This window comes from Candidatus Pedobacter colombiensis, from assembly GCA_029202485.1.
Lineage (GTDB): Bacteria > Bacteroidota > Bacteroidia > Sphingobacteriales > Sphingobacteriaceae > Pedobacter > Pedobacter colombiensis.
Genome location: CP119313.1, coordinates 312,110 through 338,188, shown reverse-complemented (window position 1 = coordinate 338,188; position 26,079 = coordinate 312,110). Strand labels below are relative to the sequence as shown.

General features: G+C 38.3%; 27 protein-coding genes. 12 read left to right on the top strand and 15 right to left on the bottom strand.

Going from position 1 to position 26,079, the window contains the following annotated elements; genetic code table 11:
- Nucleotides 1–93 precede the first annotated feature (93 nt).
- The 5 genes from P0Y49_01440 to P0Y49_01420 form a co-directional block, all read right to left on the bottom strand.
- Nucleotides 94–660 (bottom strand): hypothetical protein, encoded by a 567-nt coding sequence (locus P0Y49_01440; GenBank protein WEK19816.1) that lies wholly within the window; start codon nt 658–660, stop codon nt 94–96.
- A 98-nt stretch (nt 661–758) separates the two neighbouring features.
- Nucleotides 759–2,012 carry a DUF5689 domain-containing protein gene (locus tag P0Y49_01435; GenBank protein ID WEK19815.1) on the bottom strand — a complete coding sequence of 418 codons (1,254 nt, stop codon included), beginning with the start codon at nt 2,010–2,012 and terminating at the stop codon, nt 759–761.
- 26 nt (nt 2,013–2,038) lie between these two features.
- Nucleotides 2,039–3,502, bottom strand: coding sequence for a SusD/RagB family nutrient-binding outer membrane lipoprotein (locus P0Y49_01430; GenBank protein WEK19814.1), 1,464 nt, complete (start codon nt 3,500–3,502; stop codon nt 2,039–2,041).
- 8 nt (nt 3,503–3,510) lie between these two features.
- Nucleotides 3,511–6,783 carry a SusC/RagA family TonB-linked outer membrane protein gene (locus P0Y49_01425; GenBank protein ID WEK19813.1) on the bottom strand — a complete coding sequence of 1,091 codons (3,273 nt, stop codon included), beginning with the start codon at nt 6,781–6,783 and terminating at the stop codon, nt 3,511–3,513.
- A 167-nt stretch (nt 6,784–6,950) separates the two neighbouring features.
- Entirely contained in the window at nt 6,951–8,519 is a 1,569-nt protein-coding gene (locus P0Y49_01420; GenBank protein ID WEK21764.1) for a glycerol-3-phosphate dehydrogenase/oxidase, read from the bottom strand.
- Nucleotides 8,520–8,718: 199 nt separating this feature from the next.
- Between P0Y49_01420 and P0Y49_01415 the strand changes: the two genes are divergently transcribed.
- Nucleotides 8,719–9,483: a DeoR/GlpR family DNA-binding transcription regulator gene (locus P0Y49_01415; GenBank protein WEK19812.1), complete on the top strand. Its 765-nt coding sequence runs from the start codon at nt 8,719–8,721 to the stop codon at nt 9,481–9,483.
- 33 nt (nt 9,484–9,516) lie between these two features.
- Here P0Y49_01415 and P0Y49_01410 read toward each other — a convergent pair whose 3' ends face one another.
- Together P0Y49_01410 and P0Y49_01405 are read right to left on the bottom strand one after the other, a co-directional pair.
- Nucleotides 9,517–10,464, bottom strand: a complete 948-nt coding sequence (locus P0Y49_01410; GenBank protein ID WEK19811.1) for an Rpn family recombination-promoting nuclease/putative transposase — start codon at nt 10,462–10,464, stop codon at nt 9,517–9,519.
- Between the two features lie 246 nt (nt 10,465–10,710).
- Nucleotides 10,711–11,682 (bottom strand): polyprenyl synthetase family protein, encoded by a 972-nt coding sequence (locus tag P0Y49_01405; GenBank protein ID WEK19810.1) that lies wholly within the window; start codon nt 11,680–11,682, stop codon nt 10,711–10,713.
- Nucleotides 11,683–11,768: 86 nt separating this feature from the next.
- Between P0Y49_01405 and P0Y49_01400 the strand changes: the two genes are divergently transcribed.
- Complete coding sequence (locus P0Y49_01400) at nt 11,769–12,770, top strand: alpha/beta fold hydrolase (protein WEK19809.1); 1,002 nt, start codon at nt 11,769–11,771, stop codon at nt 12,768–12,770.
- Here P0Y49_01400 and P0Y49_01395 read toward each other — a convergent pair.
- The 5 genes from P0Y49_01395 to P0Y49_01375 form a co-directional block, all read right to left on the bottom strand.
- The gene (locus tag P0Y49_01395; protein ID WEK19808.1) at nt 12,767–14,182 is read right to left on the bottom strand and encodes an MBL fold metallo-hydrolase; all 1,416 of its coding nucleotides are present in this window, start codon (nt 14,180–14,182) and stop codon (nt 12,767–12,769) included. The two genes, P0Y49_01400 and P0Y49_01395, sit on opposite strands and share 4 nt — an antisense overlap.
- A 70-nt stretch (nt 14,183–14,252) precedes the next feature.
- Nucleotides 14,253–15,269 (bottom strand): type I asparaginase, encoded by a 1,017-nt coding sequence (locus tag P0Y49_01390; protein ID WEK19807.1) that lies wholly within the window; start codon nt 15,267–15,269, stop codon nt 14,253–14,255.
- Between the two features lie 2 nt (nt 15,270–15,271).
- A complete protein-coding gene (locus tag P0Y49_01385; protein ID WEK19806.1) occupies nt 15,272–16,039 on the bottom strand; it encodes a TatD family hydrolase in 768 nt (255 codons plus the stop codon).
- 109 nt (nt 16,040–16,148) lie between these two features.
- Complete coding sequence (locus P0Y49_01380) at nt 16,149–17,150, bottom strand: FKBP-type peptidyl-prolyl cis-trans isomerase (protein ID WEK19805.1); 1,002 nt, start codon at nt 17,148–17,150, stop codon at nt 16,149–16,151.
- 64 nt (nt 17,151–17,214) lie between these two features.
- On the bottom strand, nt 17,215–18,225 hold the full coding sequence (locus P0Y49_01375; GenBank protein ID WEK19804.1) for a DHH family phosphoesterase: 1,011 nt from the start codon (nt 18,223–18,225) through the stop codon (nt 17,215–17,217).
- 141 nt (nt 18,226–18,366) lie between these two features.
- Between P0Y49_01375 and P0Y49_01370 the strand changes: the two genes are divergently transcribed.
- The 3 genes from P0Y49_01370 to P0Y49_01360 all read left to right on the top strand — a co-directional run bounded on the left by P0Y49_01370 (nt 18,367) and on the right by P0Y49_01360 (nt 19,898).
- Entirely contained in the window at nt 18,367–18,786 is a 420-nt protein-coding gene (locus P0Y49_01370) for a nucleoside-diphosphate kinase (protein ID WEK19803.1), read from the top strand.
- Between the two features lie 152 nt (nt 18,787–18,938).
- The gene (locus P0Y49_01365; protein ID WEK19802.1) at nt 18,939–19,667 is read left to right on the top strand and encodes an FKBP-type peptidyl-prolyl cis-trans isomerase; all 729 of its coding nucleotides are present in this window, start codon (nt 18,939–18,941) and stop codon (nt 19,665–19,667) included.
- Nucleotides 19,668–19,724: 57 nt separating this feature from the next.
- Nucleotides 19,725–19,898, top strand: coding sequence for a hypothetical protein (locus P0Y49_01360; protein WEK19801.1), 174 nt, complete (start codon nt 19,725–19,727; stop codon nt 19,896–19,898).
- A gap of 8 nt (nt 19,899–19,906) precedes the next feature.
- Here the strand turns inward: P0Y49_01360 and P0Y49_01355 are convergent, their stop codons facing one another.
- Both P0Y49_01355 and recF read right to left on the bottom strand, forming a co-directional pair.
- Nucleotides 19,907–20,197 (bottom strand): DUF721 domain-containing protein, encoded by a 291-nt coding sequence (locus P0Y49_01355; protein WEK19800.1) that lies wholly within the window; start codon nt 20,195–20,197, stop codon nt 19,907–19,909.
- A complete protein-coding gene (gene recF / locus P0Y49_01350; GenBank protein ID WEK21763.1) occupies nt 20,190–21,293 on the bottom strand; it encodes a DNA replication and repair protein RecF in 1,104 nt (367 codons plus the stop codon). Before recF ends, P0Y49_01355 begins: the two co-directional genes overlap by 8 nt.
- 204 nt (nt 21,294–21,497) lie before the next feature.
- Between recF and P0Y49_01345 the strand changes: the two genes are divergently transcribed.
- The 3 genes from P0Y49_01345 (at nt 21,498) to ytxJ (ending at nt 23,309) form a co-directional block, all read left to right on the top strand.
- Nucleotides 21,498–22,169, top strand: a complete 672-nt coding sequence (locus P0Y49_01345; GenBank protein ID WEK19799.1) for a tetratricopeptide repeat protein — start codon at nt 21,498–21,500, stop codon at nt 22,167–22,169.
- A 99-nt stretch (nt 22,170–22,268) separates the two neighbouring features.
- Complete coding sequence (gene ribH, locus P0Y49_01340) at nt 22,269–22,760, top strand: 6,7-dimethyl-8-ribityllumazine synthase (protein WEK19798.1); 492 nt, start codon at nt 22,269–22,271, stop codon at nt 22,758–22,760.
- A gap of 216 nt (nt 22,761–22,976) precedes the next feature.
- Nucleotides 22,977–23,309 carry a bacillithiol system redox-active protein YtxJ gene (gene ytxJ / locus P0Y49_01335; protein WEK19797.1) on the top strand — a complete coding sequence of 111 codons (333 nt, stop codon included), beginning with the start codon at nt 22,977–22,979 and terminating at the stop codon, nt 23,307–23,309.
- Here the strand turns inward: ytxJ and P0Y49_01330 are convergent.
- Entirely contained in the window at nt 23,299–23,703 is a 405-nt protein-coding gene (locus P0Y49_01330) for an OsmC family protein (GenBank protein ID WEK19796.1), read from the bottom strand. The genes ytxJ and P0Y49_01330 overlap by 11 nt on opposite strands.
- A 98-nt stretch (nt 23,704–23,801) precedes the next feature.
- Between P0Y49_01330 and P0Y49_01325 the strand changes: the two genes are divergently transcribed.
- The 4 genes from P0Y49_01325 to P0Y49_01310 all read left to right on the top strand — a co-directional run bounded on the left by P0Y49_01325 (nt 23,802) and on the right by P0Y49_01310 (nt 26,014).
- Nucleotides 23,802–24,221: an META domain-containing protein gene (locus P0Y49_01325; GenBank protein ID WEK19795.1), complete on the top strand. Its 420-nt coding sequence runs from the start codon at nt 23,802–23,804 to the stop codon at nt 24,219–24,221.
- Between the two features lie 67 nt (nt 24,222–24,288).
- Nucleotides 24,289–25,167: a lipoyl synthase gene (lipA, locus tag P0Y49_01320; protein ID WEK19794.1), complete on the top strand. Its 879-nt coding sequence runs from the start codon at nt 24,289–24,291 to the stop codon at nt 25,165–25,167.
- A 54-nt stretch (nt 25,168–25,221) separates the two neighbouring features.
- A complete protein-coding gene (locus tag P0Y49_01315) occupies nt 25,222–25,773 on the top strand; it encodes a sigma-70 family RNA polymerase sigma factor (protein ID WEK21762.1) in 552 nt (183 codons plus the stop codon).
- A gap of 1 nt (nt 25,774) precedes the next feature.
- Entirely contained in the window at nt 25,775–26,014 is a 240-nt protein-coding gene (locus P0Y49_01310) for a hypothetical protein (GenBank protein WEK19793.1), read from the top strand.
- The last annotated feature ends 65 nt before the right edge of the window (nt 26,015–26,079 follow it).

The window sequence follows — 26,079 nt, the reverse complement described above, 5'->3', positions numbered from 1 at the left end:
ACATTTTAATGCAGATCTTGGACAAAAAATTAACTGTTTCTTTTTAAAAGACTATAGGTGGTTTATTTTCATATCTTGAAATAGATTTCTGATTTAGTTTTGGTAAACGGCAAAATCGTCTATGTTAAGACGTCCGTTCTTAATTGATGGATCATCTTTTGAAGAGCCAAGTCCTAATTTATTAATACGAAAACGTACTCTACCTTTAAGATCAAGGTTAAAAATAGCTACCTGTAATTTATTGTTTGCATCCTCAATATCTTTTCCTTCTTGCTTCCATGTTTTACCACCGTCAGTTGAAGATTCCAACCGCCATTTACAGGACGGGTCTTTGTAATAACTACCGTAAGCTACTTGTACTTTTGAAGCGCCATTTAGCAAATCAAAATTCATCTCTAAGAAAGAAGATTTGTCTCTATTTTGTTGGAATCTGACAGATTGTTTTCCATTAACCCTATCTCTGTCGCCTATCGCGCCAAGCAGTGATTGGTCAAAAATCCAGTTCCCACTTTTTAAATCAACATCAGCTTTTTTGTAGTGTGATTTAGCAGTTGTATCTGGTGACTCAAATGTTTCGGGGAAATTGGTGTATAAATTACCTTTTTGCGCAAATACGAAGTTCGATGCGAATAAGATCATTAAAAAAAATAGCTTTTTCATTTGGGTTTAAATTTTCAATAAGTACCCCCTAAGCATTGTTATTGTAGCAATGCTTAAGGGGCTTTATATTATAAGGGGTGATTTAGCTCTTAAAAAGATTAATAACTTTTATATACAGCAAAATCATCCATCCCTAACCTTCCATTATAAACAGTTGGTATACTCGTTGCTCCAAGTCCTAGTTTATTTACCCTAAAACGAACCGGAACTTTAATATCCATCATAATGGTTGCCATTTTAGGCGTTAGACCTTCGTTTGTTGGAGCTGCATCTTTATATACGTTTCCAATAGCTGTCCACGTTGTACCTCCGTTTGTGGAGTACTGCAACTGCCAGCTTGATGAAGCATCTGTATAATAGCAACCATACCATACTGTAACTTTTGATGCTCCATTAGGTAGGTCATAATTCATCTGTAAATAAGCAGAAGTTGTAAGATTCTGTTGAAATCTTATAGCCTGTTTTCCGGTCACAATTCTATCTCGACCACTTGTTTCACCTAACAAACAATTATTCAATGTCCACGGACCAGTTCCGCATTGTACTACCGCAGAAGCATAACCTGATTTTGTATCCGCCAAAGGAGACTCAAAACTTTCAGGATAACCTTGATATATTGGTCCACTAGGGTACAACATATCAGCATATTTTTGCAATCTAAGTTGTGGCTCACCTTGCTGATAAAGAATCCCGACAAAAGTTGCACTTGGCGCTATTTTATCTTTGGCAAAAACTGCATTTTGTTCAGTGAAAAGATTCAATGTATTTGCTCCGGTGCCTATAACTTTTTTACCAGCAAATGTTTCTCCACTTACAGGTAATGGATTAATATCACCAGTAATACTAATCATTGTACTTTCGTATTGTGAAAATTTGGTAGCGATATCATTGATTGATAAAGAGCGTGTAACAATTGCATTATTTGCTGATACTTTGGTAATTTGATCGCCGGTAATTCCTTTGATTTGTAAACTTCCCTGGTTACTTCCCAATACTGCACTTTTTAAATCAACAAGGATCGAGTCTCCCCTTTTATAATTAGCAGCCACAGTAGGATCAACGTCCAAAACAATACCGCGAGTTAAATTACGCCATGTACTTTGTATCACAATGCTACCCGCAGGCAGATTTAATGCCCCATTTTCGGAGATTACAACACCGCTGGTTACGTGAGCTCCTGATAAAATACTTGGCTCTAATTTTAGGTCGGCGTCTTTAAAAGCATCACGAATTACATAGATTGACACCATTGGATTTGGCGTCCCAATAGAGTTGTTAATATTTTCTTTTAGACAGGATGAAAAGCCAATACTAGTCGTCACTATCAATATAAGGTAAAATATCTTTTTCATTTTTTTACGTTTTTATTGGTAATTAATTAAGGTCTATTCCACCAAACCTTTACATTGATATCATCTCCACCCATAGCCGATACTGCAGCCTGATAATTGGTTGGATTTGTGGCTTGCGTATTGACTGGATATCTAAATCTAGATGGCATTTTACCATCATTTTTTACTCCAGGACCTATAGGAAGGTAAGGATGTCCTGTTCTTCTAAATTCCGTATATTGTTGAAAGTCCGTAAAAAATAATGCAAAATATTTTTGAAGGAAAATTTGCTCCATTTTTGCATTTAAATCTCCAAGATCGTTCCATTTCACATCTTCCTTATCCAAATGCCCTGCCGGCATAGCTACTTCCCACATGGTAATTGCATTTTCTATTCCGGTGTTATAATAAGTCTTAGGTATACCTGTGATATAGCCCTTCAATGAAGCCTCAGCAAGCATAAATTGAACTTCTGCATAGTTCAAGATATTCCCCAAACGCTTGTCCGTTTTTAAACTAAGCATAAATGTAGATGCAGGTTCAGGAATTTGACCATTAATGTAACCACTAGGCATTCCAATATATCCGCCACCAGAAATAGTCGCCCATTTTGGAAGACGCGGATCCGTCCATGCATTTAGGTTATTTATAAAAAATTCTGTATAACCTTTACCACCACTGAAATCCAAATCCCTGTAGTTGGCAAATTCCGACATTAAAGGTGTTGTTGAACCAACTGGCAATATTGCAGATTCCAGATTATTGGAAATCATTGGATAAGTTGATTTTTTGGTTTCAGCAATTTCCTTGATTTTGTCAATTGCGCCAGATTCAACTTTAGCAGAAGCACGAAGTAAAAGACGCAAATAAAGGGAGTTTCCAAATTTTCTCCAGCTCAAAGCAATTCCTCCATACAATGGATCAAGAACTCTTTGCGCACTTGGTAAATCAGCATTTTCAGTAAGCAATGTATTGGCTTCTTCTAGTTTTCTATACAGATCTGCATAGATATCTTTCTGACTATCAAATTTTGGCTGTACAAGGCCTTCCTTTCCAAGATTTGATTCAGAATAAGGAACATCGCCATACAGGTCAGTGATTAAAGAGCTTGTCCAAACATCCAATATCAAGCCAATTCCCATAAATGTTTTATAGCTCGCCTGCTGCGTTAATCTTGCACTGTTGTACATATCTCTAAAATTGGTAAGTTGCAGATACCAATTCCTCCACATAAAATCAGATTCACTTGGTTTAACAATGTATCGATGAACCTCCCTTGAGTCACCAGTAGTAACATCAACCTGCATGAGTTCATTATTTAAACGCATGGACCTATTCATATTATTGTTAACCATTGCTAATAAAGCTGGAGCTAAAAGTGTCTCAGGGGTAGCAGCAATTGTTGCATTAGGATTTGTATTGATTTCGGCGAAATCTTTAGTGCATGAAGGACTACAAACTGTTACAGTTAATAATGTAGCCCACATAAAGTTCTTTATATTTTTCATCATTCTTTAGATTACAAACTAATGCTTAAGTTAATTCCAATTGTTCTGGTAGAAGGGAATTGAGCAATCTCAGCTCCTGAAGTAATCTCTCCGTCTGCAAGAGTACCAAATTCAGGATCGAATGCAGGCCATTTTGTAAATACGAGCAAATCACGACCGTAAACACCAATAGTGGCTTTTTGCATTTTTAAACGTTTAATCAACCTAGGTGAAAGTGTATAGTCAAACCGAACCTCTCTTAATTTGATATAATCCGTCCTAAATATATTAGACTCTATATTTTCTCTTTGAAAATGGCTATAGTAATAGTTACCAATATTTGTGGCTACAACATCATTTGGACGATAGGTTCCATCAGCATTTTTAATTACACCATTGCCAATAATTCCATTATATCTTCCTGGAAGTGTTTCTTTAAGCTTTCCTTCTTCAGCCAAAACTGCATGAGTTAATGAATAAGCCTTACCACCAATTTGTCCATCAAATAAGATATTTAATCCAAATCTTTTATAGCTAAATTGATTACCAAAACCGAATTTGTATTTTGGTACATAATTGCCCAGATATAAAAGAGTATCACCTAACTTCGCCAAACCGTTTTCATAAACAATTTGTCCATCAGGTGCGTGAACATACCCGAAACCGAACATATCACCCAAACTGCCGCCAGTTCGCGCTTCTATACTACCATTGGCACCAAACATGGTCAGCAGCACCTTTCTATCATTCATAATACTAATAACTTTATTAGTATTTGAAGAAATGTTACCAAACGATTTCCAGTTTAACCCATTTTTAGATTTCAAAGGCGTTCCGTTAAGCTGAATTTCAAGACCCTTATTCTGAACTTCACCGGCATTGATATACATCTGGCTATAACCACTTGAAACGTCAACAGGGGCAGGGATAATTTGATCTGAAGTATTATTTTTATATACCGCGACATCTAACTCTACGCTGCTTTTAAACAGCCTGATATTTGTACCCAACTCTAAACTTTTTGTAAACAAAGGTCGTAAATCCATGTTAGGAAGAGTAGTTGGATTAACTAGTCCTGAAGGAAAATATATACTTGGACTATAAGTATAAGATGTCATGTAAGGGGTCGTACTTCCGCTACCTACACCTGCAATTGAAGCCCTCATTTTCCAGAACGAAATTTCTGAAGGCAGTTTAAAAATTTCAGACATCACTGCACTTAGGTTGAGTGATGAATAGAAAATAGGCTTATTTCTAGCAGGAAACATAGGATTTGTCAAAATACTCGTTCTGTCTGAGCGGACAGTGGCATCTAAAAATAAGTAATCCCTATAACTTATTGTACCTAATCCATACCAACTATTAGTCGCATATTGAGAACGGACAGGACGAGCCTCCAATGTAAGCGCGCTATTAGCTAGAGTAAAAATACCCGGGTATATTAATTTTTCCGCACGATACTCATCCCTTCTATACCTGTTATGCATCATGCTCCCTCCGACAGACATACTGTATTTAAGATTAGCACTTTTAATCGCGTCATCATATTTCAGCAAAAAATCGCTGTTAACTTCACTTATAACAATATCCTGTTCACGATACATCCCATCGGCATACTTTTGGGTATTTTTAGGCTTGCGTTGTGATCTGTCTTCAGCCGAAAAATCAAGGGCAGATCGAACTAGTAAACTCAGCTTTTTATTAAAATTATAAGTAGCGCTAACATTACCAATTATTCCATTCCTGTTGGATTTATTAAGCATTTCATTAGCCTGCAGGTAAGGATTGTCTAGTTGTAAAGAGAAAGGTCGACGTTGTGTAATACCTTCCTGGCCTGGCAACCAATAATCTTTAAACCAATTTAGATCCATATTAGGAGTAAGACCACGGATAAAATACATAATCGTTTGGTTATTGTAACCTGTCGACGGCAGGTTATCACTCCAACGATTATTGTAGTTGATTTTACTCGAAACAGTCAGTTTATCATTAACAGCATGACTAAGCTGTAATGCTACTGTATTTCTGTTGTAACCTGTATTAGGTATAATCCAGGTATTAACTGCATTTGTGTAGGATAGTCGAACTGATGTCTTAGCTGTTCCACCTGCCAATGAAAGTGAATTCGTAAAGGTCTTTGCCGTTTCGAAAAAATCTTTTCTATTGTTCGGGTATGCTACCCATGGTGTTTTAGTAGCTGTACCTGCCGGAATTGCCGTAAGCCTATATCTGTCAGGTTCATACTGATAATACAATTGTCCATTAAATTTCGGTCCCCATGCTGAACTTGAACTATAAGTCCTTCCTCCATCTTCACTATCCCCATAAGAATAATACAAATCTCCATTGGTAGCTCTGTCTCCTTGACCATATTCATATTGATAATCCGGCCAACGGTTTATAGTTGCGAATGAAGTATTTGAATTTAAAGTAATACCCCACCCTTTTTGCTTTGAAGAGCCTTGTTTAGTAGTAATAAGGATAGCGCCATTCCCACCACGAGAACCATACAAAGCTGATGCTCCAGGGCCTTTAAGCACCGATACACTCTCAATATCATCTGGATTGATATCAGCAATACTGGAGCCAAAATCTACAGGTGAATCTGCATCAAGATAGTTCCCACTACCTGTCCCCGTCAGCTTCCCACTACCACCACTAATAATAACTCCGTCAACTACAATTAGCGCTTCACTATCGGCAGCGTTAAAAGAATTTTCACCTCTCAAAATGATCTTTGTGGAACCAGCAGGACCACCGCCAGATTTTATAATATTCAATCCGGCAACTTTTCCTGACAATGCATCAGTCCAGTTATTAGATAATGCATTGGTTAAATCTTCCCCCTTAACAGTAGTAGTGCTATAGCCCAAAGATTTTTCTTCCCTTTTAATACCAAGTGCTGTAACGACAACTTCATTAAGATCATTACTTGAGCTACTCATCATAATGCTTAGGTTATCCTGACTGGCATTAATTGTATGCTTTACGGCCGTAAAGCCTAACATATTGAAGGATATTTCAGCCCCTTTGGCCACCTTTATAGTAAAGAAGCCATTCTGATCTGTTACACCTAATACTTTCCTTTGGCTATCTGTAATGGTAACGCCTGGTAAGGGTTGCTTATCTACACCATCTTTTACAGTACCTTTTACAGTTACAATTTCCTGTCGAAACAGGTAAGCTACCGACCCGGTTTCGGCCTGTAGCAATTGAGGCAATTGTATAAAAACCACTATCCAGGCAAAAGCAAGGTATTTAAATGGTCTTTTAAATTGCATGTAGTTTGTAGAGTTTCTAATCATAATGCATTTTGGTTTATTTGGTTAGTTCTTTTTGTTTTGAAATATTTCGTTTCATTTCGACTAACTTTAATTTGCAGCAAATATCAAGTTTGATATTTTAAGTTAATGTTAAGTCTCAATTAAATTAGGTTATAGCTTTTGCCAAAGCTTCACCTTTATATTCTCCATCATGAAGTGTATAATAAGTACTGCTTTGCAAGTATTGTAAATGTTTCGACCTGCGTATTTATCCATTTATCATCCTTACCCAACTCTTCTGCCATTACACTAGCCACTGCCGGCGCAAGGATCAAAGCCAATTTTGCATCCAAAAACAATAAACGCATCCTGCGCGAAAGCACATCCTCTATGGTCCGCGCCATTTCATTGCGAACCATCCAAACCACCTCTGCCTTCATATACCTGAATCCAGGTTTCAAAGCTTCATTTAGTTTCGGATCAGCTTTCATCAAAGCACGAATTCCATCAGCATCAGCTCCATACAAACCCAAATCTCCAGTCTGCATCTCAGCAACATATCCATGTATTTTAACATCCTGTGTAATACATTTTTTTGCAGCTAGCTTACCCAGCTCAATCGCCCTATCAACAACATCCATGGCCATCCTGCGATAAGTTGTCCACTTACCACCCGTAATGGTGATCAATCCAGACTTACTAATGATTAATTTGTGACTTCTCGAGATTTCTTTAGTACTATTGGTATCTTTACCCGGAGCAGCCAATGGCCTTAAACCCGCAAATGCAGCAAGCACATCATTTCTAGAGGGTTCCTTTGTAAGATATTTACCTGCAGTAGTTAGTATAAAATCAATCTCTTCATCCAATGGCCTCGGCTCTAAACTATGTTCATCTAAAGGCGTATCGGTTGTTCCTACCAATACTTTACCATGCCAAGGCACAGCAAACAGTACCCTTCCATCTGGAGTTTTAGGGATCATCAGCGCGCTTTCTCCTTTTAGAAAGGAAGCATCAAGAACTACATGCGCCCCTTGACTTGGGCGAACAATTGCCTTTCCAGACGGAACATCCATCTTTAAAATCTCATCCACAAAAACACCGGTAGCATTAACCACCACTTTTGCTTTTAGTGTATAATTTTTATCCGTCTCCGTATCTGTAAAACTAACACCATTGATATTCCCATTATCTTTTGTTAAACCGGTGACCTTTGTATAATTCAATAACACCCCACCGTATTCGGCAGCTGTCTGTGCAAGATTCAATGCCAACCGGGCATCATCAAACTGTCCATCACTATAGCTCACTCCACCCATTAAACCTTCAGACTTTAATCCTGGAATAGCTTTCAAGACTTTATCTGCTGATAGAAATGATGATTTCTTAAAACCACTTTTTCCAGCCAGTAAATCATAAAGCTTTAACCCAATCAGATATTTATACTTCGATACCCAAGAATACACTGGTATAATAAAATCCTGATCTTTAACCAGGTGAGGTGCATTTTTAAGCAAAAGCCCACGTTCATGCAATGCTTCATAAACCAATGCGATATCACCTTGTGCCAAATACCGAACGCCCCCATGAACCAACTTGGTGCTTCTGCTTGATGTTCCCTTTGCAAAATCTGATTGCTCAAGCAGCAATGTGCTATAACCCCTACTTGCTGCATCCACAGCTGTCCCCAATCCTGTTGCCCCGCCACCAATAATGATAACGTCCCAACTATCTTTTCCTTCTACTTGCTTTATGAATGACTCCCGGCTAAATACCATTCCGTTTTTTTTCAATTTCAAACAATACTATTTCACAATCTTTCGTTTATGAAATAAAACATAACTAAACGAAACTAAAGAAAGATTTTTATTATAAAAAACAAATTGTCATATTTATTTTTTACCGTTAAGTTTGTTGCGCAATTAGCATTGCTATTAAAAATTATGCTTATATTACTACTGCCTTACCTATAGATAAATGATCAACATCGCTGAAAGACATCAATATATTTTAAATAAAATTCAAACAGAAGGTGCTATAGATGTGCAGTCGCTATGCAAAACATTAGACGTTTCGTCTGTAACAATACGCAAGGACCTGAAACTTCTCGAAGATAAAAATCTTTTATACAGGACCCACGGAGGGGCGACACTCCATAATCCTTATACAGTTGACAGACCTGTAAATGAAAAGGTACATCTGCAATCGGCAGAAAAGATGAGAATCGGAGCATTGGCAGCAGAACTCATTGAAGCCAACGACTCGATCATCATTGCCTCTGGGACAACTGTATTGGCCATGGCACGCTGTATCAAACCAAAAGGTAGCTTAACGGTAATTACAGCAGCATTAAATGTTGCGCTTGAATTGCTACATCATAACGACATCGAGATCATTCAGCTAGGAGGGTTATTAAGAAAAAGCTCATCGTCTGTTGCAGGGCCTTATTCAGATAATGTTTTAAGTACCGTTTTCTGCAGCAAACTGTTCCTTGGTGTGGATGGAATAGATCTGGAGTTTGGACTAACTACCACCAATGCATCAGAAGCCTACCTAAACAGGCAGATGATTGAATCTTCTCAGAAAATAATTGTACTTGCAGACTCAACCAAGTTTGGGAAACGAGGCTTTGGAAGAATATGCGGCATTGAAGAAGTGGACCATATCATTACTGATAGCGGCATTTCCGATCAAATCAAAAAAGGACTGGAAAGTTTGGGGATTAAAGTTTCTATCATTTAATATACCATCGCGCCAGCATATACCAGAGGAAACTTAAAGCAGCTCGATCTCCTCAATAGAAAGCTTAGTATATTTTATTATTTTAGCAATTGGCTCATTGTCTCGCTTCATTTCAATTGCCAGTTCTTTTCTCTCTTTCAAAACCTTCGTACGTTCTTCAGCACGTCCCTCAAAAAGACCTTGCTGAATTCCTTTTTCAATACCAATTTTTAAACTAGTCTCCTTCACCGTTTCCATGAGGCTGTAGTTATCGCGTTTTATTTTTAAGTTTGCCTGGTATGCATTCATATCCTTTTGATTTAAACTACTGATTTCTGCTATTTTAAATAGTTTTTTAAAAACATCACTATTACTCAAAGGTAAAGGAATTTCCTTCAGATTACTCATATGCTTTAAACAGAACAGCCAGTTATCTTCACTCGTGATTAACTGGTCTTCGCTTTTATTAAAGCCAGGCAACTCGACGAAAATATATCCCAATTTATCATAAAATTGTCGGTTAGTATTGACGTCCATTAGTCTTACATCATGTATGTAATGATTACCCTCAATATCCTCAAGCCGAAAATCTATAATTGCAATAAAATAAACCTCAGGCAATTCATAATTCCAGTTAGCATCTACAGACTTACCTTGCTCTTGAACCAGGTTTGCAGTGTAATACAAGATTCTGTCTTTAAAAAACTTACGATTGCCTTGCTGCATTTCGACAACAAACCTTTCCCCCTTATTACTGATGCAGTATATGTCAAAAACAGTTCTGCGATCAATTTTCCGATTCCCTTTATGATCAGTTTTACCAAGCTTAACGGCTTCAATTACCTTACGTCCTTTAAAAACCGCATTTAGGAAGTCTTTTAATAAATCCAAATGCGACTCCTTAGCAAAAAGATGCCTGAAAGCAAAGTCGGTTTTAAAATCGATATACCTCGATCTCTCCTCTACCGCTTTACTAATGGGGATACGAACTTGCTTTGGCATAAACAATCTTAGTTAGCCTAACAAAGATAAATAAATAATTCTACTTTAAAAAAGTATAATTAATAATAAAAACAATTAACAACTAAAAATATCAATATATTAATAATTAATATTAACATAATTGTATTATTAAGAAATATCAGGCCATACAAAGAATATAAGTGATCAATAGCGAATCTGCATTTCTTCTAAGAAATGTAGCATTGCCACAATCCCACTCGGTACTATAGTTAATTTTTTTGTAATTTATTTTTTGCGTTCGGTAGTATACCGAACCAATTGCTCCAACCCTGTCCTTGCATCACAAGGCTCAAAGCTGTGCAGAATATCAAAGGCCTCTTGCTGATACTGGATCATTTTCTCATTGGCATAATGCACACCCTCTTTGGCATTTACAAAATCAATGATCTCCTGTATCTTGGCCGGCTCATCCTGATGATTCTTTACCAGACTTATAATTCTTTTCTTCTCTGCCTTATCTGCGCGGTTTAACGCATAGATCAACGGAAGCGTAACCTTTTTTTCCTTGATATCAATACCCAGGGGCTTACCCACATCATCGGTTCCAAAATCAAAAGTATCATCTTTAATTTGAAAAGCAATACCCACCTTTTCGCCAAACAGCCGCATTTTCTCAATCGTTTCTTCATCAGCACCTGCCGAAGCAGCACCACATGCACAACAAGAAGCAATAAGAGAAGCCGTTTTTTGTCTGATCACATCAAAGTAAAGTGCTTCACTGATATCCATCCTTCTTACCTTCTCGATCTGCAGCAACTCCCCTTCACTCATCTGTTTCACCGCCTCAGAAACAATTTGCAATAACCGGAACTCTGAGTTGTTTACAGAAAGTAATAAGCCTTTTGCCAGCAAATAATCACCTACTAAAACGGCAATCTTATTTTTCCATAAAGCATTAATAGAAAAGAAGCCCCTGCGCTCATAAGCATTATCCACCACATCATCATGAACAAGTGTAGCGGTATGCAATAGCTCTACAAGCGCCGCCCCTCTATGAGTTGATTCTATGATTCCACCGCAAAGTTTCGCAGCAAAAAAAACAAACATTGGCCTGATCTGCTTACCCTTACGCTTTACAATATAATGGGTTATACGATCTAGCAATGGCGCATCACTATGCATTGATGCCTTGAACTTTTCTTCAAAGACAGCTATATCTGCGGCTATGGGTAGTTTTATCTGATTTATTCCTGGCATTCAGGTTAAAAAATATGTGTGCAAACATAAATTAAATATCTTTAAAAGCGTACTTTTAGTAAAAAAGAGTTTAAAATGAAACCATCATGAATAAACGCTCAAAGACTTTAAAGATTTTTACTGCAGTTATTTTAATTGGTGCAATCGTCTATTTGCTTGGGCCCAAGCCTAACCATCCCGAATACAGCCCCCAACTCCCAAATGTTCCTGCACTTTCTCAGCTCGAAGACTATGTAAAGAAGATAGAATCACAACACAAAATAAAGCCCGGTAACGAAGCCGAAATCGTTTGGGCGGACAGCAGTCAAAAACAGCAATCAGATTACGCTGTAGTGTACCTGCATGGCTACACAGCCTCTAAAGCAGAAGGGAACCCTACGTACTTTTACCTCGCGAAATTATTGCATGCCAATCTATACCTGGCGCGACTTGCAGACCATGGGGTGGACACTGTATCGGCAATGAAGTATTCAACTCCTGACAGGCTTTGGGAAAGCGCCAAACAAGCATTTGAAATTGGAAAAAGACTCGGCAAAAAGGTGATCATTATCGGAACATCCACCGGAGGGACACTAGCACTTAAACTCGCTGCCACTTATCCTGATGTCAATAGCCTTATTTTAATTTCGCCAAACATTGAAATCAACGACAAACTGGCCTTTATGTTAAATAACCCCTGGGGCTTACAAATTGCGCGCATGGTTATAGGTAGTAAGGAGAGAGTGGTGAAAAATAAAACACGTGATGAAAAAAAATACTGGTACTCCAGTTACCGGCTTGAATCGACTGTACAGTTACAAGAACTCCTGGAAACCAGTATGAATAAAACAACATTCGAAAAAGTAACCCAGCCAGTATTACTACTCTATTATTATAAAAATGAAAAAGAGCAGGACCACGTGGTAAGGGTATCTGCAGAATTACGGATGTTTGATCAACTGGGCACACCAGTACCGTTAAAAACCAAAGTTGCGATCCCTAATGGCGGCAGTCATGTTTTAGGCTCTTATATGACCTCAAAAGACATTCCATCAGTAGAACGTGCAATAGGCAGCTTTGTTAAAAATGTTTTAAAGCTAACAGCTTAAGCTTTCATCGCTTTTGAAGGACAGGCAAAATCTGTGCGTTTTAAGCCTGTATTTTTAATTGCACCATAACCGCCGGCAATATCTATGACATGCTCAACACCCCTTGCTTTAAGGATGGAGGCAGCTATCATAGATCGGTAACCACCTGCGCAGTGTACATAATAAGTATCATTCTGGTCAATTTCACCAGTCCAGTCATTGATATAATCCAATGGACGGGTCAGCGTCATTTCCAGATGCTCAGATTCGTATTCCCCAGGCTTCCTTACATCAAGCACCCTAATGGATGTATCTGCGTTCGCTATATGCTCAAATTCATCAGCTGTAATCGATTTAATGATATCCACATCCTTACCGGCCTGCTCCCACGCAGCAATACCGCCATCTAGATAGCCAATTGTATTGTCATACCCTACCCTTGCCAGGCGGGTTATGGCCTCGTCTTCCTTACCGGCTTCCACAACCAGCAATAGAGGGTGCTTTAAATCCGTAATCAGCGCACCAACCCAAGGGGCAAACTGACCATTCAAACCTATATTTACAGATGAAGGTACAAAGCCTTTGGCAAATACCTGCGGATCTCTGGTATCCAAAATCAAAGCACCCGTTAAGTTTGCCATAGTTTCGAACTCCTCTGGACTCAAAGGTTTCAGTCCTTTTTCATAGACATCATCAAAACTTTCATAGCCATTTTTATTCATGGCAGCATTTTTTGCAAAATACTGCGGAGGAGGTAAAATACCATCAGTAACTTCTTTTACAAACTGAGCTTTCGACGTAGCTTTAAGTGCATAATTCACTTCCTTCTGGTGACCAAGGGTGTCAAAGGTTTCTTTACTCATGCTCTTACCGCAAGCAGAACCCGCGCCATGAGCAGGATACACCAATACCTCATCAGGAAGTGTTAATATTTTATTTTGCAATGAATCATATAAAGTAGCAGCCATATCTTCCATAGTCAGGTCTCCCTGCTGTGCCAGATCCGGCCTGCCTACATCACCAATAAACAAGGTATCACCGGTAAAAATGCAATAAGGCTTGCCATCCTTATCCGTCAGTAAATAAGTAGTCGACTCAGGTGTGTGTCCCGGTGTATGCAACACCGTGATCGTCAATTCGCCTATTTTAAACTGCTCCCCATCTACTGCAACATGTGATTTGAAAGAAGTTTTGGCCGTAGGACCATATACAATTTCAGCACCCGATTTCTCAGCAAGATCAATATGTCCGGATACAAAATCGGCATGAAAATGCGTTTCAAAAATATACTTGATTACTGCATTGTCTTTCTTAGCTTTTTTGAGATAAGGCCCTACCTCACGTAAAGGATCAATAATTGCGGCCTCCCCGTTACTCTCAATATAATAAGCAGCTTCTGCCAAACATCCCGTATAAATTTGCTCTATCTTCATTGCCATCTTTATTTAACTACAAATTTAAAATTATAATACCCGCACAAAAAACAAACGCTAAAGTTTTACGTTAAGCCGTTAATTCTCCGCGAAGTGATTGCTCCATCAATTTAACGACCTCTTCGTAGCTATGCCCTTGCGCCATCAGATACATGAGTTTAGTGATGGTGGCCTCGAAAGTCATGTCGTAACCGCTTACTACACCCATTTCCTGCAGCTGTTTACTGGTCTCATATTTACCTAATTCTACCGAACCACGCTGGCATTGAGAAATATCGACTATGATCTTACCACTAGCTATAGCTTCCCTCAAACAATTGATAAACCATTCGGCAGTAGTTGTATTTCCAGAACCAAAGGTTTCTAAAACAATCGCATCTACTGAAGAATGTGTAATGGCCATTACTGCCTGTTGTGAAATACCAGGATACATCTTCAATACCCCAATGTTCGAATTAAAATCTAACAACACCTGCAATTCCTTTCCAGGCTGAGGCAGGATATAATTATTAAAGAAATTTAAATGAACACCAGCTTCGGCAAGTATAGGATAGTTTGGCGAGCGGAAAGCCTCAAACTTCTCCGAATTGTATTTAATGGAACGATTGCCGCGAAACAACTGGGAGTCGAAGTAGATACAAACTTCAGGGACTTTAGCTTTACCTTTATCTTTCATTGCCGCAATTTCAAGTGCGGTAATCAAATTTTCTTTAGCATCAGTTCTGATCTCACCAATTGGAAGCTGCGACCCCGTAAGGATTACAGGTTTGCTCAGATTTTGCAGCATAAAGCTTAAGGCCGAGGCAGTAAAGGCCATTGTATCCGAACCATGCAGAATAACAAATCCATCAAACTCATCATATCTGGTAAAGATCAGCTTTGCCAGCTCCGCCCAAATGTCGGGATGCATATTTGAAGAATCCATAATAGGATCAAAAGAATGAACTTCAAGCTCATAATTCAATCTTGCCAGTTCAGGGACATTTTGCTGAATTTGCTTAAAATTAAAAGGAATTAGTGTACCGGTATCGGTATCATTTACCATACCTATAGTTCCGCCCGTGTATATGATGAGTATTTTGGTCATTATTAAATTTTAAAAATGCTGATGGAATTTGCTGTAGTTACAGCAGCTATTTCGGCTACACTGGTTTCATATATTTCGGCCAGCTTCTCTGCAACATACACCAGGTAGCTGCTTTCATTTGGTTTACCGCGATACGGTACAGGTGCCAAATATGGCGAGTCCGTTTCCAAAACCAGATTTGCTAAAGGCACTTGCTTTAATACTGCATCCAAACCAGAGTTTTTATAAGTCACTACTCCACCTATGCCCAGATAAAAACCAAGCTCGATGGCTTTATTGGCCTGCTCCAGATTTCCTGTAAAGCAATGCAAAATTCCTCTTAACTGTTCATCCTTTTCTGCTTCCAAAATCTCAAAGATCTCATCAAAAGCTTCCCTGCAATGTATCACAATAGGCAGTTCAAGATCTTTTGCCCACTTAATTTGCTCTCGGAAAGCTGCTTGTTGAAAAGCGAGTGTGCTTTTATCCCAATGCAAATCTATACCAATCTCTCCGATGGCATAAATATCCCGGTCCACCATACTCTGGCAAATCTCATCCAAAACCTCTTCATAATTCTCCTTTACATCACATGGATGTAAGCCAGCCATTGCAAAACAGTTATTGGGATATTTCTTTACCAGGGCATCAATTTTTGCAATAGATGCAACATCAACATTAGGTAAAAACAGACGTTCGATTTGATTGTCAAAACAACGCTGCATTAGCTGATCTAATTTCTCCTCATCTGTTTCGTAGTACAGATGTGTATGGGTATCGGTTAAAAGCATTGGCGAAGTTAATAAAAACCATCGGAGCTTAACAAATAAAAAACCCGGTCTGCTGATGCAGACCGGGTTCCTGTCTTGTAATTATCCGGATTAGCGGATAATATTATACTTATTTTTTTGCAGTTGGAGCCGGAGCAGCAACTGGTGCAGCCGGAGCAGCTGGTGCTGCAACTGGTTTTTTAATATCAGCTAATTCAACTTCGAATACAAGTGGAGAGAAAGGACTGATACCACCTTGAGGCATACCACCTTCACCATAAGCAAGACTTGAAGGGATGATCAAAGTGATTTTTCCACCTTTACCGATCAATTGTAAACCTTCGTCAAATCCTGGAATTGCTCTTCCTAAAGTAATAGGGCGAGGACCATATTGAGCCATTGCATTGTATCTACCTGCTTCTTTAGCAACTTTCTCATCACTGGTATCGAAAATATTGTCTTTACCGTCAGATTTTTTAGTTGTTAATTTACCAGTGTAGTTCACCATCATTGTATCACCTAAAGCAGGTTTTACAGCATCACCTGGCTTGCTGATTACATATTGTAAACCAGAAGCAGTAGTTGTAGTTTTCAGGTTATTATCAGCGATATATTTTTTGATTTTACCGGCTTCAGCACCTTTCTTTTTCTCGATGCTTGCTTTGTAATCTTTTTCAAAGAAATCTCTCGCTTGTTTTTGGAAGGTAGAATCAGCTTCGCCAGCTTTTTTAGCTAACACTTTTTCCACTTTTATAGTAAACACGATGTATTTATCTTTTGTGCCCGGAGGTTTTGGCTGACCAGAGTGTGCAGCCATAGTATCTAAATCCAATTTAAATGTAGCACTATCACCTTCTCCAAACAATGTTAAAACATCGTTCATATCACCTGCATAAACTTTTTTAGCAACAGGAAAAACCTGAGGTTGATCCATATCCCATGTATTGAACATCACAGAATCTTTCTCACTTTTTTGGATAAAGTTTAACTTAACGATATCACCTTCTTTAATCTTTGCGTTTCCACCATCTTTATGAATGATGTACGACAGGCCTCCCGGACCTTTTTTGTAGTTGTTACAAGCAGCCAGCCCAAGTGTCGCTGCGAAAAGAATTACTAGACCTTTCTTCATGTGGTTTTTTAAATTTATATTTTTTATAGTTTATTTTTTAAATTCTTGTTTAACAACTCCGCTGTTATCGAAACAATTGGTCTTTATAGTCTGGTAAAAGCGCTTTAAAATCCTTCACTGTATCCTCTAAATTTTTATCGGAATACCCGCCGGCGGCATTTCTATGTCCACCTCCGTTAAAGTATTTCTTACAAATCTCATTCGCAGGAAAATCTCCTGTGGAGCGCAAAGATAATTTAACTTTATCAGTTCTTTCAATAATAAATGCAGCCAATTTAACACCATTAATTGACAATGCATAATTCACTATTCCTTCAGTATCACCGGTTACAATATTGTAAGTCTTCAACTCTTCTTTAGTAACCGATATGAGTGCTGTATTAAATTCCCTAATCACTTCCAGCTTCTCGCTTAAACAATAGCCCAGAAAACGTAAACGGTTTTCTGTAGCATTATCGTATACCAACTGATGAATTCTCCAATGTTCAGCCCCCAAATCGATTAAATCGGCAGCAATGCGATAAACCGCAGCATTTGCTGATTCAAAGCGGAAAGAACCCGAATCTGTCATGATCCCTGTATATAAACAGGTAGCGATGTCTTTATTCAACATTGCCCCATCTCCTAATTCATTTACAATAAAATCATATACCAGTTGAGCCGCAGCACAGGCACTGATACTCCAATGACGGTAATCATCAAAATCTTCAGGATCCAGGTGATGATCGATCATTAGCTTATAGGCGTCTGATGCCCTCACCAATTCACCCAATTCATTGATCCTGCCAAGCGCATTAAAATCAAGGCAAAAAATCATTGAAGCTTCTGCTACCAGTTTTGCCGAACGCTCTTGTTGCTCGGGATAAATAATGACCTCCGCATTATTGGGTAGCCAATGTAAAAAGTAAGGGTAATCGCTAGGCGTAATTACATGAACATGATGCCCTTTCTGAATCAGATAAGCATATAAGCCCAGGGATGAACCCATTGCATCACCATCGGGTTTATGATGTGTAGTAATTACAATTTTCTGTGGCGTAGCCAGCAAAGATTTTATTTCCGAAATAGATAGCATAATTTTCGCTGCAAAGCTAGTAATTTAATGATAATTGAAGCCTATAATATTTATGCCATTTAAAGTAAACCATTTTATCTAAGTTTCGAACTTTAATATTAGCAGTATAAAACGTAATTTTGCAAAAAATCATATAAAAAAATGAGTACAAATAGAACTTTTACCATGATTAAGCCTGATGCTGTTGCTAATGGCCATATTGGTGCAATCATTAACGACATCACTGCTGCAGGTTTTAAAATCATTGCATTAAAATACACTAAACTAACTCCGGAAACAGCTGGCGAGTTTTATGCAGTTCACAAAGAGCGTCCTTTTTATGCTGACCTGGTAAGCTTCATGTCTTCAGGACCAATCGTTGCTGCGATCCTTGAAAAAGACAATGCTATCGAAGATTTCAGAAAATTGATTGGTGCTACTAACCCTGCTGAAGCAGCTGAAGGTACTATCCGTCAGAAATATGCTAAATCAATTGACGCTAACGCTGTTCATGGTTCAGATTCTGATGAGAACGCTGCAATTGAAGGCGATTTCTTCTTTACTGCTGCTGAGCGCTTCTAAGCATCACGCTGTAGCTATGTTTGCGATCAAGTCATCCTGACGCAGGTCAGGATCTCGGAAACAGAATAAATAATATTAAAAATAAGCACCTCAAAAAAAGGTGCTTATTTTTTTATAAAGTTTGTACCTTTCAGCCACAACAAATAGAACTAATGAAGAAAACAGTTATTACTCTTATGCTTCCGTTTTGCGCGCTTGCCGTGAACGCTCAAACGAAAGCAAAAACAGCTACAGTAAAGAAAACAACAACAGTAAAAAAAACTACACCAGCTGTTGCATTTAAATCAACGTTAGACTCGGCAAGTTATGCTTTTGGTAATACCATGGCCACCAGCATGAAAAACGATGGTCTAAACAGCCTTAATTACGAATTATTGATTAAAGGATTAAAAGATGGTTTTGGTAATGCTACCCCATTAATCCCTAAAGAGCAATCTCAGGCTGCGATCAACAACTTATTTAAAAGTGTAAGTCAACAAAAATACGCGCCGGTTCTTGCAGAAGGTAAAGCATTCTTAGAACGTAATAAAAAAGAATCAGGCGTACAAACTACGCCAAGTGGGTTGCAATATCAAGTGATCACGAGAGGTACGGGGATCAAGCCTAAAGCTACCGATACAGTATTGGTTAACTACAGAGGAACTTTACTTAACGGAAAACAGTTTGACAGCTCATACGACAGAAAAGAGCCGCTATCCTTACCACTAAATGGGGTAATCGCTGGCTGGACAGAGGGTGTTCAATTGATGCAAACAGGTTCAAAATATAAGTTCTTTATCCCTTACAACCTTGCTTACGGAGAACGTGGCGCCGGAGAGGATATTCCTCCTTACAGCACCCTAATCTTTGAAATTGAACTGCTAAAAGTAAACGGAAAATAGGCTTATCAAACCATTGTCTTCCTGGTTTGTTAATTTACTATATCAAATTATCAACCTATGACAACGAAAAGATATTTTCCGTTAGCAATCATCGCCTTCCTTTCTACCACGCTTATGAGTTGCGAGTTGATAAAGGGCATTTTTAAGGCAGGTCTTTGGACAGGTGCAATTATAGTAATATTGGTGCTTGCACTTATTATCTGGTTAATCGGTAGAATCTTTGGAGGATAAACCAAAATCTAAAGAAATACCAGATCAGTAATCACTTCAGATCCGGCGCGTTCATTTATCTTTTGAATGATGCCGGATCTTACCATCAGCAACTCATTCTTGATTACTGACGACTCAATCCTGATAAATAATTTCTTTTGTGAAACATAAATTTTTGTAGTCCGGTTAGCAATAGCCGTCCCCATCAGTTCGGGCCATAAGGCCACCACCGAAGTTTCATCAAACTTACCTTTCAGCTTGTAGACATTCAGCAACTTGCCAATGCCTTCTTTCAATGTAATGTCGTTAGGTTTACGCATGATTTATTGTTCCGTTAGTGACTTCGAATAAAGTTACCGGTACTTCGATTTTATTAAATACGGCCAGTACCCGCTCCTTTCCTGTATCAGTAATAAAGATTTGTCCAAAATCATGATGAGATACCATTTCCATTAGTTTATGCATTCTGTTGTCATCCAGTTTATCAAAAATATCATCCAACAACAGCAAGGGTTTAAATCCTTTATACTTCTGAAGATAAGCATATTGTGCCAGCTTCAATGCAATTAAAAAAGATTTCTGCTGTCCTTGCGAGCCAAACTTTTTCAAAGCCATATCTGATATCGTAAAGACCAATTCATCTTTATGGATACCTGTGGTGGTCCTTTCCAGAATTTTATCCTTTTCTATAGACTGTAACAACAATTGTTCGAAAGCTGTATCATTTAGCTGACTCTGGTATTGCAGACTCACCTGCTCCTTATCATTGGTTAAGAATTGATAATATTTATCAAATAGCGGAATAAACTCGATCATAAACTGCTGACGCTTGGCATAAATCTTAGTACCAGAGGCAACCAACTGTTCATTATAAATCTCCAACAAAGTCGGATCATAGCTTCTTGTGATGGCAATCTGCTTTAACAAGGCATTCCGGTTTAACAGATGACGGTTGTATAAAATCAATTCGTCCAGATAATATGTATCCGTTTGCGAGATTACATTGTCCATAAACCGCCTGCGTTCCTCACTTCCCTCCATAATGATGTTGGTATCGTAAGGAGAAATCATCACCAATGGAAACAGGCCAATGTGATTGGCCAGTTTATCGTATTCCTTTTTGTTCCGTTTAAACTGTTTTTTCTGATTCCGTTTTACCCCGCAGGTAATCTTTTCATTCTTCTCTTCACGATCAAAGTCACCTTGAATCATAAAAAGATCATGACCGGTCTTAATTTGCTGTGTATCGATGGGATTAAAATACCCTTTACATAGGCATAAATAGTGGATGGCGTCAAGTAAATTAGTTTTACCGGCCCCATTATCACCTACAAATGCATTTACTGTTTTAGAAAAACTAACATTTGCATCCGTATAGTTTTTAAAATTAAGAAGGGTAATGTTTTTTAACCACATAGTATCAATAGCCAAAGTTACCGTTTAGCTTTGTTAATTCTATGATTTGTTTTTCCTTCCGGATAAGCTGTCCTGATATAAATATTAACCTTTACCACGGTTCTAATTAACGCTCAGTTCATTAATTTTGTTTAAATACTTACAAAAGGGTTGATACTTTGATGTAAAAATGTATTTTTGCAATCCTTAATTTTTTTAAATAAAATGTCTACAACAGAAAAAGAAATAAATCAGCCGGTAAGAAAGGGCTCTTTTTTAGAAGAAAATTCGAAAAGTCTTTTATTCATTGCAGGTGCAATTGTAGTATTAATAGGCATCTACTTCTGGTATCAGAATGTATACCTTAAAAACAGGGCTGAAGAAGCTTCAGCTAAAATGTACAAAGCAGAGCAATATATTGGTGCTGCAGATTCATTGGCCAACAAAGCTATAAATGGCGAAGGTGGTTACCCTGGTCTTGAAAAAATTGCAGAGGAGTATGACAATACAAAATCAGCAAATCTTGCTAACTTATACCTTGGCGGTATTTACTTGCGTAAAGGTGAATACAAAAAAGCAACTGAAGCTTTAGGCAAATATTCTGAGACAGGAAGTCCTATTGCGGATCCATTGGCTCTAGGCTTGTTAGGTGATGCTTACAGCGAGCTAAAAGACTATAAGCAGGCTGCTACCTACTATAAAAAAGCTGCTGATAAGGCAAGCAACAAATTTACTTCTCCTATGTTCCTTAAAAAACTAGGTTTGGTATATGAAAACCTTAAAGACTTTAAAAATGCTGAAGAAGCATATACTAAAATAAAAACTCAGTATCCTGAGAGCCAGGAAGCGGCTATGATTGATGAGTACATTGCGCGTGCAGGTGTACAAGTTAAATAAAGAGTATAAAATTTAACAGAAAAGGTTAGCAGTGATGTTAGCCTTTTTTTTGTGCTTTACTCCCAACTCATTTCTTAATTTTTATTTAAGTTTGCAGCCATGGCAACACAACTAAAAAACCTATCCGATTTTTCGCATACTACTGTACCTGATGGTAGTGCTTTTAAATTTGCAATTGCTGTTGCAGAATGGAATGCCGAAGTTACAGGCAGCCTGTATAATGGCGCATTAGAAACCTTGCTTAAACATGGTGTTTCTGCAGAAAGCATCATTTCTGTGCCCGTACCCGGTAGTTTTGAGCTTACTGCTGCTGCCGAAATACTTTTGCAAAAACACAAAGACCTTGATGCAGTCATCTGCCTGGGCTGTGTAATCCAGGGTGAAACCAAACACTTTGATTTTATCTGCGATGCAGTAGCCAATGGCATCACTCAGGTAGGCATTAAACACGCTAAACCTGTAATATTTGGCGTGTTGACTACAAATGATCAACAGCAGGCCATTGACAGAGCTGGTGGTAAACATGGTAACAAAGGAGATGAAGCAGCCATTACTGCCCTAAAAATGGCAGAATTGAATGCTACTGTTTAACAAAATTTGATTCTTTTGTTAAAAACTGTAGATTAGTATCCATATTTCCTTAAAGAAAATAAATAAATGAAAAAAGTTGCAATATTATTGTTAGGCGTGTTTTTTGCAATAACCTTATTGGAAGCATGCTCCAATAAAATTTGTCCGGCGTATAGCTCTTACCCAGAAGGCAAAAGAAGAAGAGGATAAGAAGGGTTTATTTAATAAAGAGATTTCATGCAGTGGAAAAACATTACGGATCCGGCACATATTAGTCAGATACAAAACCAGGAAGGCTACAGTTTAATATTTAAACACAGTACACGTTGCTCGGTCAGCGCAATGGCTAAGAGACGTTTCGAGATGGATTGGGAAGCAATACCCGAAAACACTTCCCTGTATTTTTTAGATTTAATCAGCTATCGCGACCTTTCTGCGCAGATAGCTGAAACTTTTCAAGTGCATCACGAATCACCGCAAATTTTATTAATCAAAGATGGAGATTGTATCCTGGATGCTTCTCATAGTGACATTTCTGCAGAAGAAGTTGCCGAAATGATTAATAATTAAAAGTAACCGTTTTCTTAATATCAGGATGTAAACTGTAGATCACAGGACAGGTATTGGCCGAACGTTCAATGATCGTTTTATCCTTATCAGAATAGTTGTTCGCAGGGAATTGAAAATCAACCACTATTTCCGCCACCCTTCTTGGGTGCTCTGTCATAATCTTAGTGATATTGCAGGTAGTACCATCAATGTTAAAACCATGTTCATTTGCTACAATTCCCACAATAGTAAGCATACAGTTGCCCAAAGAAGTAGCCAATAAATCAGTTGGCGAAAATGCTTCACCCTTACCTTTATTGTCTACCGGAGCATCTGTGATGATTTCATTTCCGGAACGTTGATGTATAGAAGTGGTTCTTAAACCACCATTGTAAGTTATTTTTGAAGTGCTCATGATATAAAATTAAGCATTACTCTCCGAAGTATGATAATTTTTCCCTATAAATTCCTTTTGGAATTGATTAACTTTAATAGTAAATAAAATCAATTACCATGAAAAAAATATTGTCTGTTATCCTCATCACTATTAGCGCTTTAGTCGCTTGTACTTCGATGAAACCAAATCAAGCCGTTCAAAAACTAACCGGCCAATGGCAGCTAAACTACATTTCCGGAATAAAAATGACCTTTGATGATCTATATCCTTGGGCCAAACCTACGCTAAATTTCAACGCCCCCTTTACAGAAGTAAGCGGCAACACCAGTTGTAATGGATTTAGCACAAAACTAGTGGTCGATGGAACGAAAATGACCATTTCACAGCCAGGTGCGATGACTATGAAACATTGCGAAGGTGACGGAGAAATGAAGTTTATGGAAATGCTCAAAAAAGTAAACGCTTATAATATTGATGGCAATCTGCTTACCTTACTACACGATGGTTTCCCGGTAATGACATTTAACAAGAAATAGATCAAGTTTACATCTTATAAACATTTCATCTTTATAACTATTCAAACCTATTGCTTAACTTTGTGCCATGATCGCACTTCCGGTTGTTTCAGAAAACCCAGTACAACGTAAACCAGATTGGCTTAGAGTTAAGCTTCCTGTAGGTAAAGAATATGCGCAAGTGCGCAGTTTGGTTGATACCCATAAACTCCATACCATCTGCGAAAGTGGTAATTGCCCTAATATGGGCGAATGTTGGGGTGCAGGTACAGCAACCTTTATGATCCTGGGTAACATCTGTACCCGATCATGCTCTTTTTGCGCTGTAGCTACAGGCAGACCTTTAGCAGTTGATACTGACGAACCTAACCGGGTTGCAAACTCTGTTAAATTGATGCAGGTAAAACACTGTGTAATTACTTCGGTTGACAGGGATGACCTGAAAGACGGCGGTTCAATTATATGGGCTGAAACTTTACAGGCCATCAGAAGAGAAAGCCCTGAAACTACTTTAGAAACGTTAATACCTGACTTTAAAGGTCAATGGGATAACTTATACCGCGTTTTAGAAGAACGTCCTGAAGTGATGTCGCACAACGTAGAAACAGTGAAACGCTTAACTAAACAAGTGCGTATCCAGGCAAAATACGACAGAAGTCTTGAGGCTCTTAAACGTATCTCTGAATTCGGACTGAGAACCAAAACCGGAATTATGTTGGGACTAGGTGAAACAGAGGACGATGTTTTAGAAGCGATGGATGATCTTGTCGCCAATGGAGTACATATCCTGACCTTAGGACAATACCTGCAGCCTACACGCAACCATCATCCTGTGGTTGACTGGATTCATCCGGATCAATTTGCTAAGTATAAAGAGATCGGATTGGCTAAAGGATTAAGGTATGTAGAAAGTGGACCGCTTGTACGCTCTTCTTATCATGCTGAAAAACACCTGTTTGATCTTTAATAAAAAATAAATTCTTATTTATTCCTGTTGTTCTTTCTGTATATTAGTATGGAATTGACAACAGTAAAAAAAATATCTCTCCCTGAAGAAGAGCTGGTAAGCGCCCTTAAAAGCCAAAATACCATTGCCATTCACGCATTATACGACATGTATTCTGCTGCGTTATTTGGAATTATCTCTCGAATTATCCCACAAACGGAAATTGCCGAAGACATTTTACAGGAAACTTTTATAAAAATATGGAATTCAGCAGATGGTTATGACTCCGACAAAGGGCGTCTGTTTACCTGGATGATGAACATTGCCCGTAATCTGGCAATTGATAAACTGCGCTCTAAAGATTATAGGAACGCTGAAAAAAACCAGGACATTGAAAATAACGTAGATTTTATTGATGCACATAAGGAAATATCTTTTAATGCGGATACATTAGGCATTAAGGACATAGTAAATACCCTTAAACCTGAATTAAAAGCAGTGCTCGATATGATCTATTTTAGGGGATACACCCATGTAGAAGCAGCAGAGGAATTAAATTTGCCACTGGGAACTATAAAAACAAGAGCCCGAATGGCAATTATAGAGTTAAGAAAGAAGTTTAATTAAGGTGGAAGAAGGAAGAGCATATATCGAAACGGGCATACTTGAACAATATGTTACTGGACAATTAACAGCTAAGGAGCAACATGAAGTTGAAGTAATGGCGGCTAAATACCTTGAAGTAAAGCAGGAAATAACAGCCATTGAAATGATCCTCGAAAAATATGCAATTTCTGAGGCGAGGAAGCCTCGCGCAGCACTAAGAACTGAGCTCTTTCATAAAACCTGGCTAAGCCAAATGAAGTAAATCACAAAAAGATTACATCGGAGAACGACGCTAAGGTTCGAAAACCGTGGTTGTAGAGTGGAGCC

Excerpts from the sequence above, each read along its gene's own strand:
- P0Y49_01440 (WEK19816.1), bottom strand. The coding sequence starts at position 660 with ATGAAAAAGCTATTTTTTTTAATGATCTTATTCGCATCGAACTTCGTA.
- P0Y49_01435 (WEK19815.1), bottom strand. The coding sequence starts at position 2,012 with ATGAAAAAGATATTTTACCTTATATTGATAGTGACGACTAGTATTGGC.
- P0Y49_01430 (WEK19814.1), bottom strand. The coding sequence starts at position 3,502 with ATGATGAAAAATATAAAGAACTTTATGTGGGCTACATTATTAACTGTA.
- P0Y49_01425 (WEK19813.1), bottom strand. The coding sequence starts at position 6,783 with ATGATTAGAAACTCTACAAACTACATGCAATTTAAAAGACCATTTAAA.
- P0Y49_01420 (WEK21764.1), bottom strand. The coding sequence starts at position 8,519 with ATGGTATTTAGCCGGGAGTCATTCATAAAGCAAGTAGAAGGAAAAGAT.
- P0Y49_01415 (WEK19812.1), top strand. The coding sequence starts at position 8,719 with ATGATCAACATCGCTGAAAGACATCAATATATTTTAAATAAAATTCAA.
- P0Y49_01410 (WEK19811.1), bottom strand. The coding sequence starts at position 10,464 with ATGCCAAAGCAAGTTCGTATCCCCATTAGTAAAGCGGTAGAGGAGAGA.
- P0Y49_01405 (WEK19810.1), bottom strand. The coding sequence starts at position 11,682 with ATGCCAGGAATAAATCAGATAAAACTACCCATAGCCGCAGATATAGCT.
- P0Y49_01400 (WEK19809.1), top strand. The coding sequence starts at position 11,769 with ATGAATAAACGCTCAAAGACTTTAAAGATTTTTACTGCAGTTATTTTA.
- P0Y49_01395 (WEK19808.1), bottom strand. The coding sequence starts at position 14,182 with ATGAAGATAGAGCAAATTTATACGGGATGTTTGGCAGAAGCTGCTTAT.
- P0Y49_01390 (WEK19807.1), bottom strand. The coding sequence starts at position 15,269 with ATGACCAAAATACTCATCATATACACGGGCGGAACTATAGGTATGGTA.
- P0Y49_01385 (WEK19806.1), bottom strand. The coding sequence starts at position 16,039 with ATGCTTTTAACCGATACCCATACACATCTGTACTACGAAACAGATGAG.
- P0Y49_01380 (WEK19805.1), bottom strand. The coding sequence starts at position 17,150 with ATGAAGAAAGGTCTAGTAATTCTTTTCGCAGCGACACTTGGGCTGGCT.
- P0Y49_01375 (WEK19804.1), bottom strand. The coding sequence starts at position 18,225 with ATGCTATCTATTTCGGAAATAAAATCTTTGCTGGCTACGCCACAGAAA.
- P0Y49_01370 (WEK19803.1), top strand. The coding sequence starts at position 18,367 with ATGAGTACAAATAGAACTTTTACCATGATTAAGCCTGATGCTGTTGCT.
- P0Y49_01365 (WEK19802.1), top strand. The coding sequence starts at position 18,939 with ATGAAGAAAACAGTTATTACTCTTATGCTTCCGTTTTGCGCGCTTGCC.
- P0Y49_01360 (WEK19801.1), top strand. The coding sequence starts at position 19,725 with ATGACAACGAAAAGATATTTTCCGTTAGCAATCATCGCCTTCCTTTCT.
- P0Y49_01355 (WEK19800.1), bottom strand. The coding sequence starts at position 20,197 with ATGCGTAAACCTAACGACATTACATTGAAAGAAGGCATTGGCAAGTTG.
- recF (WEK21763.1), bottom strand. The coding sequence starts at position 21,293 with ATGTGGTTAAAAAACATTACCCTTCTTAATTTTAAAAACTATACGGAT.
- P0Y49_01345 (WEK19799.1), top strand. The coding sequence starts at position 21,498 with ATGTCTACAACAGAAAAAGAAATAAATCAGCCGGTAAGAAAGGGCTCT.
- ribH (WEK19798.1), top strand. The coding sequence starts at position 22,269 with ATGGCAACACAACTAAAAAACCTATCCGATTTTTCGCATACTACTGTA.
- ytxJ (WEK19797.1), top strand. The coding sequence starts at position 22,977 with ATGCAGTGGAAAAACATTACGGATCCGGCACATATTAGTCAGATACAA.
- P0Y49_01330 (WEK19796.1), bottom strand. The coding sequence starts at position 23,703 with ATGAGCACTTCAAAAATAACTTACAATGGTGGTTTAAGAACCACTTCT.
- P0Y49_01325 (WEK19795.1), top strand. The coding sequence starts at position 23,802 with ATGAAAAAAATATTGTCTGTTATCCTCATCACTATTAGCGCTTTAGTC.
- lipA (WEK19794.1), top strand. The coding sequence starts at position 24,289 with ATGATCGCACTTCCGGTTGTTTCAGAAAACCCAGTACAACGTAAACCA.